Here is an 18,051-nt window from a genome sequence, read left to right on the forward strand (position 1 = left end):
TTCTGATGAAAAAGTTTTTCAGCCTGCTCGCGACCCTGCTGGTGCTGGCCATGGCGTTGTGGATCGGCCGCACGTTGTGGCAGCACTACATGAACACACCGTGGACCCGCGACGGTCGCGTGCGTGCCGACATCATCAACGTCGCCGCCGACGTCACCGGTGAAGTGGTCGACGTGCCGGTGCGCGACAATCAGTTAGTGAAGAAGGGTGATCTGCTCATGCAGATCGACCCCGAGCACTACCGTATCGCGGTGAAACAGGCGCAGTCGCTGGTCGCTTCGCGCAAATCGACATGGGAGATGCGCAAGGTCAACGCCCATCGCCGCGCCGACCTCGACAATCTGGTGATCTCCAAGGAAAACCGTGACGACGCCAGCAACATCGCCGACGCCGCACTGGCCGATTATCAACACGCCCAGGCGCAACTGGAAGCCGCTGAACTCAATCTCAAACGCACCGAAGTGCGTGCGGCAGTCGACGGTTACGTGACCAACCTCAACGTGCATCGCGGTGATTACGCGCGCATCGGCGAGGCGAAAATGGCCGTGGTCGATATGAACTCGTTCTGGGTTTATGGCTTTTTCGAAGAGACCAAACTGCCCCACGTGAAAGTAGGGGACAAGGCCGACATGCAACTGATGAGCGGCGAAGTGCTCAAGGGCCATGTGGAAAGCATTTCCCGCGGCATCTACGACCGCGACAACCCGGAAAGCCGCGAGCTGATCGCCGATGTGAACCCGACCTTCAACTGGGTGCGGCTGGCGCAGCGGGTGCCGGTGCGGATTCATATTGATGAAGTGCCGGAAGGTGTTCTGTTGGCGGCGGGGATTACGTGCACCGTGGTGGTGAATCAGAGCGCTGTGGACAACTGACAGACCGTGTCGCCCCCATTCGCGAGCAGGCTCGCTCCCACAGAGGTCATGCATTTCAAATGTGGGAGCGAGCCTGCTCGCGAATAGGGGGCGACTCGGTATTTCAGACCAATACCGCGCAATCACTCAGCGCAAAACGTCTCCTGCAAATGCAACCAGAACACCCGTCCGGATTCGAGTTTTTCAAACACCACCGTCGAGCGCCGATCCGTGTGCACACCGCTCGCGTCGGTCTGCTGCTCGCGGTAACTCACGGTCGCGCCGCGCTGATGCAGGGCAATCACGTGTAACTCACTGAGCTGAATTCTGAAACCTTTCTTCTGCCCCCCTGCGGCTTGGAACAGCAGGCGCAAGGCATCGATATCCAGCGCTCGGCCCAACGGCGTCACCATGGAGAAACGCGGTGAAAAGCGCGCCAGCAATCGCTGCAGCGCGGCGTCATCTTCTTCTACGGCAAACCATCGTTCGATGGCTTCGTGCGCCTGGATCACTTCGTCCAGGTAGGGCGTGGCGTCATTCATGCAGTTTTTTCCTCAAGGGCAGGTGGGTTCAATAGCGCGAGCACGTGGCTCGAGTCGAAACGCAGGACGGCGACCATTGGCAACAGGGTCAGCAGCGCGGCGGCGATAAAGCAGGCACTGAAACCGTTACCACCCAACGCACCCAACAGTGAGCTGAGCAGCGCCGCCGCGAGACAAAAACCGAGCTGGCGATTGATGTTCCACAGGGCACTGGAGTGGCCCATTTTTTCCGCTGCAATGCCAACGAAGGCCAAGGTCTGCGCGGTGACACTGCACAGGCTGCCGCCCAGACCCATCAGGGCGTAGGCGATGATCAGCGGCGTGCTGGCGGGTTGTTCGATGCGCATCAGCAAAACGATGCCCAGGCATTGCAGGAGCATGCCGGCGCTGAGCAATGGTTTGGGGCCCAGGCGGTTGAAGCAGCGTTTGCCGAGCATGATCGCCACGCCCGAACCGATTGCCCAGGGCAGCATCAGTGCTCCGGTTTGCGCCGCACCGACGCCGAGGTTGTGCAGGTACAACACCGCAATCATGTGGGTGCCGGTGAACACCCCCGGCACGCACAGGTAGATCAACATCGCCAGACGCAACGACGGGTTCTTGATCAGTTGCAGGTCGAGGATCGCGCCGGGTTTGCGCCAGCCATCGCGCAAGTAAATGCCTAGGGTTACAAGGCTCAGCAGCAGAACAACGACGCCGCGGGTGCGGGTATTGGCGTCGCTCACCAAGCTGATGGCGATCAACAATAGACTTAGCGCCGACGCGGCCAGCAGCAGACCGCGGGCATCCAGCGTCGGACGCTCATTCAATGGTTCATCGGCTTTCAGCCAGAGCAGGCCCAGCCCGAACGCCAGCAGCGTCATCGGCAGATTCAGATAGAAAATCCAGCGCCACGACAGCGCCTGAACGATCAGCCCACCGGCCGCCGGCGACAGTGCCGGGACCAGCAGCGCCACCAGCAACACCACACCGGTGAAGTGCGCGCGTTGCGTCGCCGGAAACTGTCGATACGCCAGAGCTTGCCCCACCGGCAACAGCAGTCCACCGCCAAGGCCTTGCAGCAGTCGCCAGGCAATCAGGCTTTCAATCGATCCCGCCTGCGCCACCAGCGCAGACCCGATCCCGAACAACAGCAGCGAAGCGAGGATCAGTCGCCGTTCACCGACCCGGGTCGCCAGCCACACGCTGAGCGGAATGATCAGCGTCAGGCCGAGCATGTAGGCATTGCTGATCCACGCCAGTTGCGTCACCGAGGCGTGCAGTTGTTGAGCGATGTCGGGGTAAGCGATGCTGGCGACGAACATGTTCAGCAGGTCGAGCGCGAAGCCCAACAAATACACCAGCGCGACTTTCGAGCGATAAGCCATGGCAGCTTCCCTGTGATGAGACGTGCAGGGTAGGGATCTTTTGGTCATAGGAAAACGCTGGTTTGGCTGCTAGTTTGTCAAAATTATTTTGACAAAGAGTACTGTGGATATGGTCAGCCTTGATCGTTTTGACACCTTCAAAGCCGTGGTCGAGGCCGGTTCATTGACCGCTGCTGCCGATACGCTGGGGCAGACGCGCGCGGTGGTCAGCTTCAACCTCAAGCGCCTGGAGGAAGAACTGGGCGTGACCTTGCTCACGCGCAACACCCGGCAACTGGCGCTGACCGATGCCGGAGAGCGCTTTTATCGACGCTGCCTGCGTACGCTGGATGAGGCGCGGCTGGCCATCGAAGAGGCGCGTTCCGAGCACGCGCAACTCAAAGGCACGTTGCGCATCACCACGACTGTCGAGTTTGCCTTGGCTCAGGTGGTGCCGGCGCTGGAAGTGTTTCGCCAGCAGCAACCGCAGCTGAACATTCATCTATCCACATCTTCGACCCACGCCGATCTGATTTCCGAACGGTTTGACATGGCGATTCGTCTGGGTCGTATGCACGACTCCAATCTGCGTGCGGTGCAGTTGTCGACGTTCGAGGTATTGGCAGTGGCGGCACCGGGGTTGGTCGAACGCTTTGCGCCGGTGGCCACGCTGGCAACGCTGGAGTCGATGCCGACTTTGGGGCATGGGCGGGTACCGGAAATGACCGTGACCGATCCGGCCGGTAAAGAGCATTTTTATCAGCCAAAGCCTGGAACTACCGCGATCGTTGCGGACAACTCGGCGACGCTGCGGGCGTTTGCATTGACCGGGCAAGGCGTGGCGATTTTGCCGCAATGGCTGATTCAGGACGATCTCGATGCCGGGCGGTTACAGCGTTTGCTGGTGGATTACCGGTTTGCGCCGCAAGGCGTTTATGCGCTGTACCCGGACACCCGGCATTTGCCGCTGAAAGTGCGGGCGTTCATTGATTTCATGAAGGAGTGGGGCTGAGTGTTTGAGGTGTATTTTCTGGCCTCTTCGCGAGCAAGCTCGCTCCCACAGGAGATCTTCGGTGTGACAGATAGCCAATGTGGGAGCGAGCCTGCTTGCGAAAGCGTCAACCCGGTCTCAGAGCTTTGCGCGCAAGCCGAACCGCTTCATCAACGTCGATTCCAGCAAGCCCTTGGGCAACAACGCCGCCAGCAAGGGCAACGCCCGGCTGCCATTACCAATGCGGATCAAGCGCGGCGGTTTGCTCTGTTGCACAGCCTTGAGCAACACCGCCGCAAACTCACTGGCCGGCGTCGGCTTGTCCTGCGACGCCTTGGCCCGCGCACGGATGCCTTCGCGCAGTGGAAACCACGGTGATTGTTCATTGATCAGCTGCTCGGCTTCATGCCCTGCGTTCTTGGCGAAACTCGATTGAATCGCCCCCGGTTGCACCTCCATTACGCGAATACCGAAAGGCGCCAGTTCCATGCGCAAAGCATCGCTCAAGGCATGCACCGCCGCTTTCGACGCGCAGTAAGCACCGGCAAACGGCGTGACCAGCACACCGGACACACTGCCGATATTCACCACCAGACCCTTGGCCCGGCGCAGCACCGGAAACAACGCGCGAGTGACGCCGACAATCGAAAACACGTTGGTCTCGAACTGCCGTTGCATCGCCGGCACACCGCCATCGAGTAGCGGCCCCATGGCGCCATAGCCTGCATTGTTGATCAGCACATCAAGGCCGCCGTGTTGCTGGTTGATCCGCTCGCCGAGTTGCTCCAGCGCCGTATTGTCGTTGACGTCGAGTTGCACGGCGATGAACCCGGCTGATGCCAGCAACGCGACATCTTCAGCCCTGCGCGCACTGGCCCAGACTTCGAAGCCTGCGGCTTTGAACGCATCGGCGAGGGCGCGGCCGATGCCACTGGAACAACCGGTAATCAACGCAACGGGCATGGCGCATTCCTTGTGCAGAAAAATTGAGGGAGGAGATCAGTCGGAGAAACTACCCTGCAGTCGCTCGGCGCGAAACTCCAGGGTTTGCGGGCGATAACCGGGGCGCAGCGGCGGTATCGGCAGGCAGTCTTCCCAGTCGCCGCCGGCCTGCAATTCGCCGGGGCCGCGATAGCGCGGGGCGGTGTATTGGTTGTCGGCCAGATTGACTGTGTCGCCCGGCGCATAGGCGGCGATGCGCCAGCGCAGTTCGGTCAGGGGCACGTCGTTGGCGTTTTTCATTTTCAGTTGCAGCGGACGATCAGCCGGGCATTGTTCGGGAGCGTAGGCGATACGCATCTCAAGGCGCGCCAGTTGCTTGATCTCGCGGTTGTCCAGCCACACCACCCACATGGCCACGAAGCCCAGGCCAATCGCCGCCGCCACTGAAACCGGCAAGGCTTTGGCCGGGTAGCGCAACAGCAGGATCAACCAGGTGATGACCAGCAGAATGCCGATGAACATGTTGGAACGCTCCGTGAGTTCGTGCGCACCATCCTACCGAAGGCCCGCTGGAATGGACATTTGTTGTGCGGCTGATTTAGCCGTTGGTCGGAACTGTAATTTCTGACAGTAGGCACCTCGCTGCGCGTCTGCTCAGATCATTGCAGGCGCAGTGGACGCGGTTATCGAGCGGGGTGAGCTACATGGACATGTTCAGCAAAACACCGGTGCTGGCAGTGAACGACCCACGCGGGCTGGCCGTTCGCAGGATCGATTACTGGCGTTGCGATGTTCATCAAGCACCTGAACCGCGCATCCATCGCACGGCCCACGACGCGGCGGGTCGCGCGGTGACGCAGTGGGACCCGCGATTGTGGGCGCTGCAAAGCGATGATCCGCTAGCGCCGGCCAACCTGAGCACCGTTTACTTGTTGAACGGGCAGGTTCTGCGCTCGAACAGCGTCGACGGCGGGATGCAGATCAGTCTGTTCGGTCTGGGTTCAGAGACGCTGATGGATTGGGACAGTCGAAGCACCCGCCGGGACATTGAACATGACCTGTTACTGCGGCCGACGGCGGTGTTCGAAGCTGGCGAGTTGCAACCACGCCGTTGCGCCGAGCGTTTTGGATATGGTCAGCCGGGTGTTGCCGATCAGACGCGTAATCAGCTTGGCCAATTGATTCGTCACGAAGACCCGGCGGGAAGCATGCTGTTCGAGGCCTTCGCGATCACTGGGGAGAGCGTTGAAAGTACCCGGCATTTCACCCTTGAAGCCGTCTCCCCGGATTGGCCTGAGCCGATTGATGAGCGCCAGCGTTTGCTCGAACCCGGTGAGGGCGCAAAGACCCATTGGCGTTTCGGGCCCCTCGGAGTGGTGCTCGAGCAGATCGATGCGAAGGGGAACCGGCATGCCAGTGAATTCACCCTCGATGGAGGCTTGCGCGCCCGCCATCTGCAGTTGAGCCATCAGACAGAGCGGCGGGCGGTGGTCAGCGATATTCACTACAACGCAGAAGGGCAGGTCACGCAGGAACTGGCAGGCAATGGCGTGCTGACAGCGCTGACCTACCATCAAGAGGATGGGCGTCTGATGACGCGTCACGCCGAAACCGGTCAGGGCGTGGTCTTGCAGCATCTGCTGTACCAATACGACCGGACAGGCAATGTGCTGAGCATCGAAGACAAGGCGCTGCCCGTGCGCTACTTCGCCAACCAGCGTATCGAACCGATCAGCCGCTTCACCTACGACAGCCTCTACCAGTTGAGCGAGGCCAGCGGATGGGAGGCGGGGCCGGGCGATGGTGGCCCGACAGCGATCGCCAACTATTTACAAACCTACGGTTATGACGCTGGCGGCAATCTGCTCAAGCTGACCCACGTCGGCGCACAGAGTCCAGGTCATGATCTGCAGGCTGGCCGTTACAGCAACCGCTGCCTGCCCTGGCGCAATGGCGTGCCCCCCGACGAAGCAGAGATTGCCGCAGCGTTCGACGCTCGCGGTAACTTGCTGCTGCTGGATCAAGGCCGGCAGTTGCAGTGGAATCTGCGCAATCAACTGGATGCGGTCGTAGCGGTGCAACGCGATTGCGGTGCGGATGATCACGAAGTCTATCTCTACGACGGCGCTGGCCAGCGCGTACGCAAGATTCGGTCGCTGCAGACCAGGGTTCGTGCTGTCGTTGCGCAGGTACGCTACCTCCCGGAGCTGGAATTACGCACTGACAACGGCACCGGCGAGGTGCTGCAAGTCATCACGGTGCAGACCGCCCTGAACAGTGTTCGTGTTCTGCACTGGGAGAGTCCGCCGCCGGCAGGCGTTAACGATCAGTATCGCTACAGTTTCAATGATCATCTGGGATCGATCAGTCTGGAGCTGACGGCAGATGCGCAATTGATCAGCCGCGAGCATTTCTATCCATTCGGGGCGACCGCGTGGAGTGAGGAAAGCGACATCAGTTACAAAACTGTGCGTTATTCGGGCAAGGAGCGTGATGCCACGGGTCTGTACTACTATGGTTTTCGTTATTACATGCCGTGGTTGCAGCGCTGGTTGAATCCTGACCCGAAAGGTTTTATCGACGGGCCGAATCTGTACCAGATGGTCGGTAACTCACCGATGCGGCATGCCGACAGCGACGGCGGTGAAAAGACCGATACGTCGGAGCTGGCTGACAGTGCGCAAAAGCAGACGGCACTGCTGGAGTCCATGACCTCGGCTGCTGCGGATGTCAGAAACTCATTACTCAATCACACTCAGGCGCGGCACCGCTTTCAGGCGCTGGCCAGGCGGGTGACGACGCAACTGGGCAGCAGTCTGGTCAGAACTGGAGCTAAAGCGTTGGGTGGTGCGGCAGGCGCAACGTTGGGGGGAACATTGGGGCCGGCAGTGGGGGCACTCGGGGGGCAGTTGGGTGCGAAGGCTGGCACTGCGCTGGCGAACGCCGCCATCGACAAGGTCGTGGACACCTTTCAGTTGAACCGCCCTATCAACTTCAAGGGCAGCGAGATGAATCCGAAGGCGTTCGTTGAAAGCGTGGAGCCAAAAACGAAACTCAGTCTCGCCAAGGTAAAACTGCAGTTGGCCGCCCATGATCCGCGCACTGCCGACGGTCGATCACGTCTGCTGAAAATGGCTGGCACCAAGGTGGAGGACAAAGTAATGGAGAAAGTCGCCGACAAACTGGGATCAGAGGCACCGGGCCTGATCCAGACGGGGCGGGAGTTCGCCCATGCTTCGCGAGGTTTGAATGCCGGGGCGTTGAGTGAAGCTTACGAACATATTCCGGTAAACATCGACATGGCAACGTTCAGGACGTTAGCCATCGTGAACGAGTTGGCGACTGCCGGCAGTTCAGATCCCGAGCTTTTCGAAACGGTTGCCGAGCTTTCAATGCAAACATCGAGCACCATTCAAGCGCTGGAACGGACTCAGGACTTCATTGGATTGATCGCACCGACGCCATATGCAGGAAGGCAGCAATCGCTGGGAGGAGGCCCCCGGTCGAAATTGACCCGACAACATTCGTTCGGCTGAAAAAAGCCCCCGCCCAACCCGCTGCGGATAGGGGACGCAGTGGGCTGGACGGGGGCTTCTTGTTTTACTGGACGTTGCCGATCGTTACTGGGCGATGGTCTTCACCGATACGCCGCGTTCAATCGGGGTGGAGCGGCCGTAGATATCTTCGAAGCGCTCGATATCGTCTTCACCCAAGTACGAACCCGACTGCACTTCGATGATTTCCAGCGGGATCTTGCCCGGGTTGCGCAGGCGATGCACCGAGGCGATCGGGATGTAGGTCGACTGGTTCTCGCAGAGCAGGAACACGTTTTCATCGCAGGTCACCTCAGCGGTGCCGCTGACCACGATCCAGTGTTCGGCGCGGTGGTGGTGCATCTGCAGTGACAGGCACGCGCCCGGTTTTACCGAGATGTGCTTGACCTGGAAACGCCCGCCCATGTCCACCGAGTCATACGAGCCCCACGGACGATAGACTTCGCAGTGGTTCTGGGTTTCGCTGCGGCCCTGCTCGTTGAGCGTGTTGACCATTTGCTTGACGCCCTGAACCTTGTCTTTGTGGGCGATCATCATCGCGTCTTTGGTTTCGACCACAACGATATTTTCCAGGCCGATCACCGACACCAGTTTGCCGTTGCCGTGGATCATGCAGTTCTTGCTGTCCTGAATCACCACATCGCCCTTGGTGACGTTGCCGTTGGCGTCTTTCTCGTTGACTTCCCACAGAGACGACCAGCAACCGACATCGCTCCAGCCAGCGGTCAGCGGCACCACGCAGGCGCGCTGGGTTTTTTCCATGACGGAGTAGTCGATGGAATTGTCGGGGCAGCAGGCGAAGGTGGCTTCGTCAAAGGTGATGGTGTCGGCGTCCTGCTGGCTGCGTTCGAGGGTCAGCAGGCAGGTGTCGTAGATGTCCGGATCGTGCTTTTTCAGTTCTTCGAGGAAGCGGCTGGCGCGGAACAGGAACATGCCGCTGTTCCAGTAGTAACCGCCGGACTCGACGTACTCGGTGGCACGTTTGACGTCAGGTTTTTCGACGAAATGCGAAACGCGGCTGACGCCTTCGGGCAGCAGCGAATCGCCGGTGGATTTGATGTAGCCGTAACCGGTTTCCGGTTTGGTCGCCGGCACGCCGAACAGCACCATTTCGCCGTTTTCGGCTGCGACGGTGGCCAGAGCCAATGCGCGTTGCAGGGCTTTCTGGTCTTCCAGTACGTGGTCGGCCGGCAGCACCAGCATCAGTTCGTCACGACCTTCATTGACCAGCATCATCGCGGTCAACGCCACGGCTGGGGCGGTGTTGCGGCCGAACGGTTCCATCAGGATGCGCTGGCATTCCAGATTGCGGTTGCTCAACTGCTCGTTGACGATGAAACGGTGATCCTTGTTGCAGACCACGATCGGGGTGTCCATGCCTTCGAACACCAGGCGCTCGAGGGTTTGCTGGAATAGTGTGTGTTCGCCGGTCAGGGCGAGGAATTGCTTAGGGAACTGCTTACGCGAAAGCGGCCAGAGACGCGAACCGCTACCACCTGACAAGATCACCGGAATCATATTGTTTACTCCATAAAATCGATTGGTTAGAGGCACGAACGCTGTGTCGTTTCACTCTTGTTTTTGTCTCGTATCCAAACTGACAACCCGATTCATTGTGGGAGCGAGCTTGCTCGCGAAGGCGGCGTATCAGTCGACACATCTGTTGAATGTCAGACCGCTTTCGCGAGCAAGCTCGCTCCCACAGGGGATATGCGTCAGTCAGGAAAAATGATTAGCGAGTCGATACCGGGCGTTTCACCCAGACTGGCGACAGGCTGCTACCGCTGCCGGTGACGTACAGCACCGCTGCTTCACCGCGCTCCAGGGCAACCGGTTTGACGTCGCCGACTTTCTTGTCACCTTCGTACAGCGCCAGGCTGACTTTCACCGGGTTGATTTCACGTTCGCCACGGCCCTTGGCAGCCACGTTCGGCACCACGTCGGTCTTGCCGTCGGCGGTCTTCAGAGTCAGCGGCTTGTCGCTGAGGTTCTGCACGCGCACCAGGGATTTCTGCTTGTTCTTGAACGGCGGCTCTTCGATCAGTTGCGGCGCGCCGGAAGCGTTGTTGACCAGGGTGTAGTAGTGGTCACCGGCGAGTTTCACCGGCAGGGTCTGGCTGCCGACCTTGGCGCTGTAATCACCGCCCGGCATGAAGCTGAAGTCGCTGCTGGCCAATGGCGCAACGTCGCTCAGATTGGTGCTGCCGACGGTGGCGCTGACTTCAGCGTTGCTGGCGTTGTAGATACGCACGAAGGTCGAGCCTTTCGGTGCAGTCGGGCCGTACAGGGCGGCGTCGCCACCGGCAAAGGCAGGGACGGAGAGCACGCTGAGGCCAGCAACCAGTGCGAAGCTTTTAGCGAGACGACGAGGAGTAGTAGTGAAAGTCATGGTGTACCTCTCTTTCAGTTTTGCGCCCGATCGGGCGTCTCGGATTTAGTGTTGATGGCTACGTTTTGTTGGCGCGCGCCGGCTTGTTTAAGCTCTGCGACCCACTGCGGGTCGGCGTCGCCGATTTCGTTGTTCACAGGCAGATAACGTTCAGGAAACTCCCAGATCAGCACCTGTGGCGGGCTGTTCTTGAAGTCATCGCTTTTCAGGTAGCTGAGCATCGGCAGGATCGGGCCGTGGCCATCTTCGGCGTAGCTCACCACGTCGCTGTGCAGCGCTTGTTTCAGCGCGCCGACGAAGTTCCAGTTCGGGTTGGCGCTGTAGCTGGTGCCGACCAGTGCCACCGGCACTTCATTGCTGGCGAACAGCGCGTCGTCACCGGCAGGCTGATCGCCGGCTGCGACGGTGTTGCGCTTTTGCAGCGGCTCTTGCGCCGGCATCAGGTTTTCAAACAGCGGATCGAGCGGCAGGAACAAGCGCAGATCGCCCTTGTGCGTGACCTTCTCCGCTGGCGTGGTGACGAAGCGCTGCGGCTCGCCGCTGAGCGGGAACTTGTCGGCGATGGTTTTTGCCAGGGTGTTGGCGGCGATCTCGGCACCTTCCGGCGTCCAGTGGGTGTCGGTGCGCAGGAACACTTGCTGACCGTTCTGCTTGGCCTGTTGCAATGGCTTGAGCAGGTCAGGGGCGAGGATCTTGTCCGCCGCGACGCGGTGGTGGAAATCCTCATAAAGGTTTTCGTGGATGCTCGCCGGTTTCACTTCACCCAGATGCTCCGGGTACAGACGAACCTTGGCCGGCACGATCGCCATCACCAGTTTCACGCCTTTCTCTTTGAGGGTCTGGCGCACGCCTTCGACCAGCGCGTAGTTGCCTTGCAGGTTCAGCTCTTCGTTGACGATCGGGTTGAATTCCTCATCGCTGTACAACCACTGATCGCGACCGAGAACCACGCCCGGACGACCTTCGTTGAACAGTTTGAAATCCAGCGCAGCCCAGAGATTGGTGCCCAGACGCTTGATCGGGAATTCATCGTCGTAATGGGTTTCCACCGCTTTGGTCCAGCGGCCGTTGAGTACCGTCGCATCGGCATTGGTGCTGAAGCCGAAGAAGCTGCGAACCGACCACAGACCCAAGACCAACAGGGTCACCAGGAACAGGGCGATGTAGAAGATGCGTAATGAGCGGGTCATGTCAGATCCCTCAGAACTGGAAGTAAAGGAACGGCGAGAAGCTTTGCGCCGAGAGTTTGAGAATCGAGGCGATGAACAGCAGCAGGATCAGACCGCGCATCACGTAGCGCGACCAGTCCGCCGTCCAGTAAGCCGGTTGCACTTGGGCTTCGACGCCGACGGTGTAGCCAGGCTCGTGGATGCTCGCCGGGTTTTCGCCAGGCGCGGCCTTGATCATCCCCGGAGTCGCGGTGGCAGGGCCGTTGGCCTCGACGTTGACTTCAGGCTTGCTCTTGGCCGGTGGCTGGTTGGTGTACAGATCGCGCAGGCCGAAGAACGCCAGCGTCACGTACGCCACAACCAAAGTCGCCACTTGCAGACCGGTGAGGCTGGCCTGATTGAGTTCCGACAACGACCATTCACCGAAGCTGAACATCGCGCCGTACATCCGACCGGCAACGTGCAGGTTCTCGGCACGGAAGATCACCCAGCCCATGACCACGAGCAGGAAGGTCAGTGCCCAGCGGATCGGGTTGAGGCTGCGCGGCGAGGTGTTCAGGCCCAGCGCTTTTTCAATCGCCAGCCACATGCCGTGCCAGGCGCCCCAGACGATGTAAGTGATGTTCGCACCGTGCCACAGACCACCGAGGAGCATGGTCAGGAACAGGTTGCGATAGGTCATCAGCGTGCCTTTGCGGTTACCGCCGAGGGTGATGTACAGATAGTCACGCAGCCAGGTCGACAGGCTGATGTGCCAGCGACGCCAGAACTCGGTGATCGACTGGCTGATGTACGGCTGTTTGAAGTTTTCCATGAAACGGAAACCCATCATCAAGCCCAGACCGATGGCCATGTCGCTGTAACCGGAGAAGTCGAAATACAGCTGCGCGGTGTACGCCAGCGCGCCAAGCCAGGCATCGCCGGTGGTCGGGTTTTGCAGGGCGAAGCAATGGTCAGCGACCACCGCGAGGGTGTCGGCGATGAAGACCTTTTTGATGAAACCCTGCATGAACCGCGTGCAGCCTTCGGAAAACTTGTCGAGGGTGTGCGTGCGGTTATTGAACTGGTCGGCGAGGTCGCGGAAGCGCAGAACCGGGCCGGCAATCAAGTGCGGGAAGATCGCCACGAATGCCGCGAAGTCGATCAGGTTGCGCGTCGCCGGGGTATCGCCGCGATACACGTCGATGATGTAGCTGATCGACTCGAAGATGTAGAACGAGATCCCGATCGGCAGCAGCACGTGGGTGAGGATGAACGGCTCAAGACCGACCGACGTCATCATCGCGTTGATGCTGTCGACGCCGAAGTTGGCGTACTTGAAGTAGCCGAGGATGCACAGGTCGACTGCGACACCGAGCAACAGCCAGCGCTGCGCCGGTTTGGTTCGCACGCCGGCGGCACCGACCTTGAGGCCGATCCAGTAGTTCCACAGCGTGACCGCGGCGAACAGCGCGAGGAAGTCCACACGCCACCAGGCGTAGAACACGTAGCTGGCGATCAGCAGCAGCAGGTTGCGATAGCGTTGCCCGCTCAAGTAGTACAAGCCGAGAAAGATCGGCAAGAACAGAAACAGGAACACGTTGGATGAAAATACCATCCCGATCTCTCCATGTTTGAACCAACAGTCAAGGGCCAAAGCCCCCCCAAACCCCCCGTGGTAGTGGAGGGGTGATGCGTGTCTGCTTGAGGTTTCGGGGAGGCCTTCAGACCGCGCCCCTCACCCCCCGCCCTCTCCCGGAGGGAGAGGGAGCCTGATCTCCATGGTTTTCAAAAATGGAGACCGACCCGGTATTTCCTTGCAGCCTGATCTCGGTTGTTTTTCAACGCCTGAGATCGACTCGGTATTTCCTTGCAGCCTGATCTCGGTTGTTTTTCAACGCCTGAGATCGACTCGGTATTTCCTTGCAGCCTGATCTCGATTGTTTTTCAACGCCTGAGATCGACCCGGTATTTCCTTGCAGCCTGATCTCGGTTGTTTTTCAACATCTGAGATCGACTCGGTATTTCATTTCGGCGTAACTCGCACAGCCACCTCGGTCAGTCCCCTCTCCCTTTGGGAGAGGGTTAGGGTGAGGGGCTTTTGCTTTATGAGCCTTTGTTGCCCTTTTCATGCGACGGGTCGTAGACCTTGGTCAGATCCCCACCGAGGCGGAAAGTCTTGAACGGCTGCATGCCGTGCTTCTTCTCCAGCACATCCGCCGGGCAGGTGTAGAGCGTGCAGAACGGTTCGAGCCAGGCGAATTTCATGTCCTCTTTCAAGTCGGTCATGTCCTGCTCTTTGCCGTTCTTCTTCTCGAATTCATCCGGGTCTTTCACCCCCGACAACACCCGATCACCGAGACGTTTCAGCGCCCCATTGTTTTCCTGACGCAGATCGACACCATTGACCTGGGCAAAACTGGCGATCATCGCCAGCGGCGGCAGGGCGTAGTTGTGATAGGCGAGGGCGCGTTGCTGGCGCTTGAGCTCGTTCGGCAGGAAGCCGTCGGCATCGACTTGATTGGCGCCGACCTTGTATTCCTTCACCGCCCAGTCAAACAGGTCGCGGCGGTTGGTCGCGACCGACGTCGCCATCACCGACCATGCGGCCCAGTACGAGTGGTTGTTGGTTTTTTCCAGCGGCAGGTTGTCCCAGTCGCTGACCACCTGATCGGCCATTTTGCTGAACCACGCCTCGATCAACTGCGCTTCCTGCTGATGCTGCGCCAGCGGATGCGAGTCGGAGAACTTCAGGCGAATGTACGAAGAGGCCATGCTGCCCAGCGCCCATTTGCGCATCGACTTGCCGGTGTGGTTGAAGTCTTTCGACATCAACGCATCGGCCTTGGCCCACGCGGTCAGCCAGTTCAGCGTGCATTCGAGCTGTTCCGGACGACCGTCGCGCATGAACTGCATCACCCGTTTGGCGGTGCCGCGTTCCAGCGTGGTGATGTCTTTGGTGGTGTCGCGAAAGGCTTTTTCCGACTGCACGTTCAGGGTCGAACGGGCCTTGTCCGAACCTTCGTATTTGCTGCGAAATTGCAGCGGCCCGGTGTACGGCGCCGGCATCGCATCGCAGCCTTCGCTTTTGTCACCGGTCTTGAATTTATCCACAGGCGCGAAATAGCCCTGAGGTGGACGCAGTGGCGCGGCGGCCTGCACGGTGCCGGCGAAGATCGCCAGCCCGAGCAGCGTCGGCGCTAAAAGAGTTTTCAGTTTCGAGTTTCGCATAGCAGACCTCATTGCCCGACCTGAGCGGTTTGTTGCCCAGCGCCCGGGAATACGTTGCGTTTGCAGATTTTCGCTTCGACTTTCTGTGGCGCGGTGCCCGCTTCCGGACCCTGGACTTCGACCGCCAGCAGGTTTTGCGAGGCCCAGTCTTCGTCCGTGCGCAGTTCAAAGGCGAAACGACCGTCGGTGTCGGAGGTTTCCGGTTTCTCGATCTTGATGTCCTCGTGGCGACCGTTCATGTACCAGAGGGTGGCTTGCAGGGTTTTCACCGAAGGGTCGGCGAAGCGGATGTCGACCTGATGGCTGCTGTTCTGCAGGTTCAGGTTCTTGCTGTTGACCAGCAGTTCTTGTTTGCTGCCCGGCTTGAGCGTGGTGCTCGCGGACATTTGCGCGTCTTTGCCTTCGCAGCCGTTGTCGAGAAGGGACATCATCTGGCGGTAGATGGTTTCCTGATCGAGGCGGTACAGCGGCGAGAATTCCCAGATGAGAATCTTCGGCGGAGTCTTCTGGAATTCGTCGCTGCCCAAGTACTGCAACATCGAACCTTCCAGGCCACCGCCGGGGAAGGCGACGTTGAGGATGTCGGCGCCGATGGCCTCTTCGAGGAAGCCGGCGAAGTTGTAGTTCTTGCCGCTGTGCGAAGTACCCACGAGGGTAATTTGCGGGTTGCCGGAATCGCCGAACAGGTCGCCGTCACCCGCTTCACCCTTAGGCTCGGTGGTGAACTGGTCCATGTACTGGATCGCGTAACTGGTGCCGCACAGTTGCCCGGCCATGTTGTGCAGGGTGCCGGTCTTGCCCATGCGCCCGGAGCGCTTGGTTTCGAATTCACGCTTGGGAATGTCGGCGAAGGCCGGGATCTGCTTGACCTTTTCGGCGACGATTTTCGCCGTGCGCTGTGCACCGTATGGCGTCCAGTGTTGGTCGCCGCGGAAGTAGAAATCGTGGGCGGGCAGGGTGTCCGGCAGCGATTCGTTGGTCAGCGGCGACAGGTCCGGTACCACGTAACCCATCTTGGCGAAACGGCCGAGCATGGTCTTGTAGTTGCCCAGTGCTTTCTCGTAATCGAACGCGGCTTTTTCCTGCGGGTTGAGCTTGTTACGGTTCACCAGGCCACGGGTCGGCTGGTAAACGATTACCAGCTCGACACCTTTGGCCTTGAACGCATCGTGCAGTTGTTGCAGGCGTTTGTAGCCGGCCGGGGTGGTGTTGAACTCGGTGCGCAGGTCTTCCTGAGTCCGGAACAACCAGTCGCCTTGCGCCTGCACCAGGGTGGTGAAGTTCTGCTGATAACGCGTGGTGTAGTTCTTCGCGTCATGGGCGGCCGGGCACAGGTTGCAGCACGGTTCGGCGCTGAACTTTGGCGGCGTGGCGGCGGTGCCTTCATCGGCGCGGGCGCCGTTGCTGGCCGCGAGAATGCCCACGGTCAGGGCCGACAGGCTGAGTAATCTGATCAAGTGTGGGTGCATAAAATTATCCTCAGTCCTGCATTTCGGTCTGGCGTTCGACAGGGTCGATCAGCACGGCTTTCTGCTGGCGCACCAGCAGGTCGAGAATTTCATCCTGGCGCTCGCCGAGGATGCCGTTGAAGCTGATGCCGCTGGATTTGGTCGGCGCCAGCATCGACACGCGATACAGCTCGACACTCAACGGTGAATCGATCGACAGCGGGCCGCTGCCGTTGGCCGCCAGTTCACCGCCGACGACGATCAGCGACACCTGCGCATCGAACGGGTCGAGCTTGATGTCACGGTCGGTGTCGGTCAGATCCTTGATGTGGCCGTAGACGCCGGTCAGACCGTTGGCCATGGCGACGTTTTCGTAGAGGCGGATGTTCACGCTGTTACGAATGCGGATGCCGTGGCGCTTGTTGCTGATGACCTTGTTGCCCCACAGCAGGTTGTCGGCGGACTCGTAGAGGGTGATGCCGTCAGTGTGGTTCTTGTAGATCTCGTTGTAGGCAATGATGTTGTTGACGCTGTTCCGGTCGATCACCAGGCCCGAGAGGTGGTTGTCGAAGCTTTTGTTGTTGAAGATGAAGCTGTCGTTGACCTCACGGGAAATAATGATCCCGTGCTTTTTCTTCGTGCCGTGCACAGTGTTCTCGGCAATGATCAGGCCGTGGGAACGGTCGTGCGGGTCGATGCCGTAAACGATGTTGTCTTTGTAGGTGTTGCCCTTGACCACGAAGTCGCGGGTCTCGTAGCAGTAGAAGCCGTACCACATGTCGGAGAACTCGGAACCGACGATCCAGCCGGTCGGTTCAGGGCGCTTGAGCACCTTGGCCATGTTCGGCGTGTACTGGGAAATACTCACGCCGTACGACTTACTGTTGGCGTAGCCGAAACTGGCCATCTTGCTGTTGACGATGTAGGTCTCGGTGCCACCCCAAGCGAGCAGGAACGGACGAAATTCCTTCGGCGAACGGAAGGTCGCCGGGCCGTTTTCCTTCTCGCGCCAGCCAGTGACTTTGGTGTCACGCACGAACAACTGACCGTCGTTGACCATGAACGCACCGGCCTCTTGCGACAGGCGCAGTTCCTGGGTCTGGCCGTCGATTTCGAGGATGCCTTTACGGCCCACCACGATCGGCAGCTTCGACAGGTACACGCCCGGCGAGGTCTCGCTGAAATACTGCTTGGGCAGTTTCTGCGCCAGGTCCTTGAGGTTCATGTAGCCGTCGTCGACGAAGATCGCCTGCGGGATGCCGTGCTGACGCACCACCCATTCGGCCATTTTGTTGTCGCCGCCGATAAAGTCCTTCAGCGCGTCTTCCTGCATCATCCGGCGCACGCTGATCTTGCCCGGTTTGCTGCGGACGATTTTCGCCGCAGCGGCGTCGGCGGTGTAGCCGGAAATGTCCGGCAGTTTCGGCGCGGCCAGATTCAGCGCTTCGGTCGGCGCGCTGCTGACGGTGTAGGTCTTGGCTTGTTGCAGCTCTTTCGCGGTGGTCACCGGCTTAACCGGCTCCACAGTCGCGAAGGCGCTGGCGCTGGCCAGCAGCATCGCGCCGGCCAGCAGGCTGAGTGAGCCTGTCCTGGTGCTGATCATGTCGGG

Annotated in this window: 14 protein-coding genes; 3 read left to right on the plus strand and 11 right to left on the minus strand. The window is 59.7% G+C overall.

The window, feature by feature from the left end; genetic code table 11:
• Positions 1 to 5: 5 nt before the first annotated feature.
• A complete protein-coding gene (locus ACRRSD_RS20165; RefSeq protein WP_435034937.1) occupies positions 6 to 872 on the plus strand; it encodes an efflux RND transporter periplasmic adaptor subunit in 867 nt (288 codons plus the stop codon).
• Between the two features lie 122 nt (positions 873 to 994).
• Here ACRRSD_RS20165 and ACRRSD_RS20170 read toward each other — a convergent pair whose 3' ends face one another.
• Both ACRRSD_RS20170 and ACRRSD_RS20175 read right to left on the minus strand, forming a co-directional pair.
• Entirely contained in the window at positions 995 to 1,393 is a 399-nt protein-coding gene (locus ACRRSD_RS20170) for a DUF4440 domain-containing protein (RefSeq protein ID WP_435034939.1), read from the minus strand.
• A complete protein-coding gene (locus tag ACRRSD_RS20175) occupies positions 1,390 to 2,760 on the minus strand; it encodes an MFS transporter (protein ID WP_435034940.1) in 1,371 nt (456 codons plus the stop codon). Before ACRRSD_RS20175 ends, ACRRSD_RS20170 begins: the two co-directional genes overlap by 4 nt.
• A gap of 109 nt (positions 2,761 to 2,869) precedes the next feature.
• On the opposite strand from ACRRSD_RS20175, the gene ACRRSD_RS20180 reads away from it, so the two are divergent.
• On the plus strand, positions 2,870 to 3,751 hold the full coding sequence (locus ACRRSD_RS20180; protein WP_435034942.1) for a LysR family transcriptional regulator: 882 nt from the start codon (positions 2,870 to 2,872) through the stop codon (positions 3,749 to 3,751).
• 117 nt (positions 3,752 to 3,868) lie between these two features.
• Here the strand turns inward: ACRRSD_RS20180 and ACRRSD_RS20185 are convergent, their stop codons facing one another.
• Both ACRRSD_RS20185 and ACRRSD_RS20190 read right to left on the minus strand, forming a co-directional pair.
• On the minus strand, positions 3,869 to 4,693 hold the full coding sequence (locus tag ACRRSD_RS20185; protein WP_435034944.1) for an SDR family oxidoreductase: 825 nt from the start codon (positions 4,691 to 4,693) through the stop codon (positions 3,869 to 3,871).
• A 36-nt stretch (positions 4,694 to 4,729) separates the two neighbouring features.
• Positions 4,730 to 5,194: a multidrug transporter gene (locus ACRRSD_RS20190; protein WP_435034946.1), complete on the minus strand. Its 465-nt coding sequence runs from the start codon at positions 5,192 to 5,194 to the stop codon at positions 4,730 to 4,732.
• 182 nt (positions 5,195 to 5,376) lie between these two features.
• On the opposite strand from ACRRSD_RS20190, the gene ACRRSD_RS20195 reads away from it, so the two are divergent.
• A complete protein-coding gene (locus tag ACRRSD_RS20195; RefSeq protein ID WP_435034948.1) occupies positions 5,377 to 8,208 on the plus strand; it encodes an RHS repeat domain-containing protein in 2,832 nt (943 codons plus the stop codon).
• Between the two features lie 84 nt (positions 8,209 to 8,292).
• On the opposite strand, the gene ACRRSD_RS20200 is transcribed toward ACRRSD_RS20195, so the two are convergent.
• The 7 genes from ACRRSD_RS20200 to algG all read right to left on the minus strand — a co-directional run bounded on the left by ACRRSD_RS20200 (position 8,293) and on the right by algG (position 18,045).
• Entirely contained in the window at positions 8,293 to 9,744 is a 1,452-nt protein-coding gene (locus ACRRSD_RS20200; RefSeq protein WP_077571209.1) for a mannose-1-phosphate guanylyltransferase/mannose-6-phosphate isomerase, read from the minus strand.
• 214 nt (positions 9,745 to 9,958) lie between these two features.
• Positions 9,959 to 10,615 (minus strand): alginate O-acetyltransferase AlgF, encoded by a 657-nt coding sequence (locus ACRRSD_RS20205; RefSeq protein WP_038357614.1) that lies wholly within the window; start codon positions 10,613 to 10,615, stop codon positions 9,959 to 9,961.
• Positions 10,616 to 10,629: 14 nt separating this feature from the next.
• Complete coding sequence (locus ACRRSD_RS20210; protein ID WP_435034951.1) at positions 10,630 to 11,805, minus strand: alginate O-acetyltransferase; 1,176 nt, start codon at positions 11,803 to 11,805, stop codon at positions 10,630 to 10,632.
• Between the two features lie 10 nt (positions 11,806 to 11,815).
• Entirely contained in the window at positions 11,816 to 13,381 is a 1,566-nt protein-coding gene (locus tag ACRRSD_RS20215; RefSeq protein WP_435034952.1) for an MBOAT family O-acyltransferase, read from the minus strand.
• 488 nt (positions 13,382 to 13,869) lie between these two features.
• Entirely contained in the window at positions 13,870 to 14,994 is a 1,125-nt protein-coding gene (locus ACRRSD_RS20220; RefSeq protein ID WP_435034953.1) for a mannuronate-specific alginate lyase, read from the minus strand.
• Between the two features lie 8 nt (positions 14,995 to 15,002).
• Positions 15,003 to 16,463 carry an alginate O-acetyltransferase gene (locus ACRRSD_RS20225; protein ID WP_435034955.1) on the minus strand — a complete coding sequence of 487 codons (1,461 nt, stop codon included), beginning with the start codon at positions 16,461 to 16,463 and terminating at the stop codon, positions 15,003 to 15,005.
• Between the two features lie 10 nt (positions 16,464 to 16,473).
• On the minus strand, positions 16,474 to 18,045 hold the full coding sequence (algG, locus tag ACRRSD_RS20230) for a mannuronan 5-epimerase AlgG (protein ID WP_435034956.1): 1,572 nt from the start codon (positions 18,043 to 18,045) through the stop codon (positions 16,474 to 16,476).
• Between the last annotated feature and the right edge of the window lie 6 nt (positions 18,046 to 18,051).

The organism is Pseudomonas neuropathica (assembly GCF_051174785.1).
In the GTDB taxonomy this organism is placed as follows: Bacteria; Pseudomonadota; Gammaproteobacteria; order Pseudomonadales; family Pseudomonadaceae; genus Aquipseudomonas; species Aquipseudomonas neuropathica_A.

Coding starts and splice junctions, on each gene's coding strand:
- ACRRSD_RS20165 (WP_435034937.1), top strand. CDS start 6: ATGAAAAAGTTTTTCAGCCTGCTCGCGACCCTGCTGGTGCTGGCCATG.
- ACRRSD_RS20170 (WP_435034939.1), bottom strand. CDS start 1,393: ATGAATGACGCCACGCCCTACCTGGACGAAGTGATCCAGGCGCACGAA.
- ACRRSD_RS20175 (WP_435034940.1), bottom strand. CDS start 2,760: ATGGCTTATCGCTCGAAAGTCGCGCTGGTGTATTTGTTGGGCTTCGCG.
- ACRRSD_RS20180 (WP_435034942.1), top strand. CDS start 2,870: ATGGTCAGCCTTGATCGTTTTGACACCTTCAAAGCCGTGGTCGAGGCC.
- ACRRSD_RS20185 (WP_435034944.1), bottom strand. CDS start 4,693: ATGCCCGTTGCGTTGATTACCGGTTGTTCCAGTGGCATCGGCCGCGCC.
- ACRRSD_RS20190 (WP_435034946.1), bottom strand. CDS start 5,194: ATGTTCATCGGCATTCTGCTGGTCATCACCTGGTTGATCCTGCTGTTG.
- ACRRSD_RS20195 (WP_435034948.1), top strand. CDS start 5,377: ATGGACATGTTCAGCAAAACACCGGTGCTGGCAGTGAACGACCCACGC.
- ACRRSD_RS20200 (WP_077571209.1), bottom strand. CDS start 9,744: ATGATTCCGGTGATCTTGTCAGGTGGTAGCGGTTCGCGTCTCTGGCCG.
- ACRRSD_RS20205 (WP_038357614.1), bottom strand. CDS start 10,615: ATGACTTTCACTACTACTCCTCGTCGTCTCGCTAAAAGCTTCGCACTG.
- ACRRSD_RS20210 (WP_435034951.1), bottom strand. CDS start 11,805: ATGACCCGCTCATTACGCATCTTCTACATCGCCCTGTTCCTGGTGACC.
- ACRRSD_RS20215 (WP_435034952.1), bottom strand. CDS start 13,381: ATGGTATTTTCATCCAACGTGTTCCTGTTTCTGTTCTTGCCGATCTTT.
- ACRRSD_RS20220 (WP_435034953.1), bottom strand. CDS start 14,994: ATGCGAAACTCGAAACTGAAAACTCTTTTAGCGCCGACGCTGCTCGGG.
- ACRRSD_RS20225 (WP_435034955.1), bottom strand. CDS start 16,463: ATGCACCCACACTTGATCAGATTACTCAGCCTGTCGGCCCTGACCGTG.
- algG (WP_435034956.1), bottom strand. CDS start 18,045: ATGATCAGCACCAGGACAGGCTCACTCAGCCTGCTGGCCGGCGCGATG.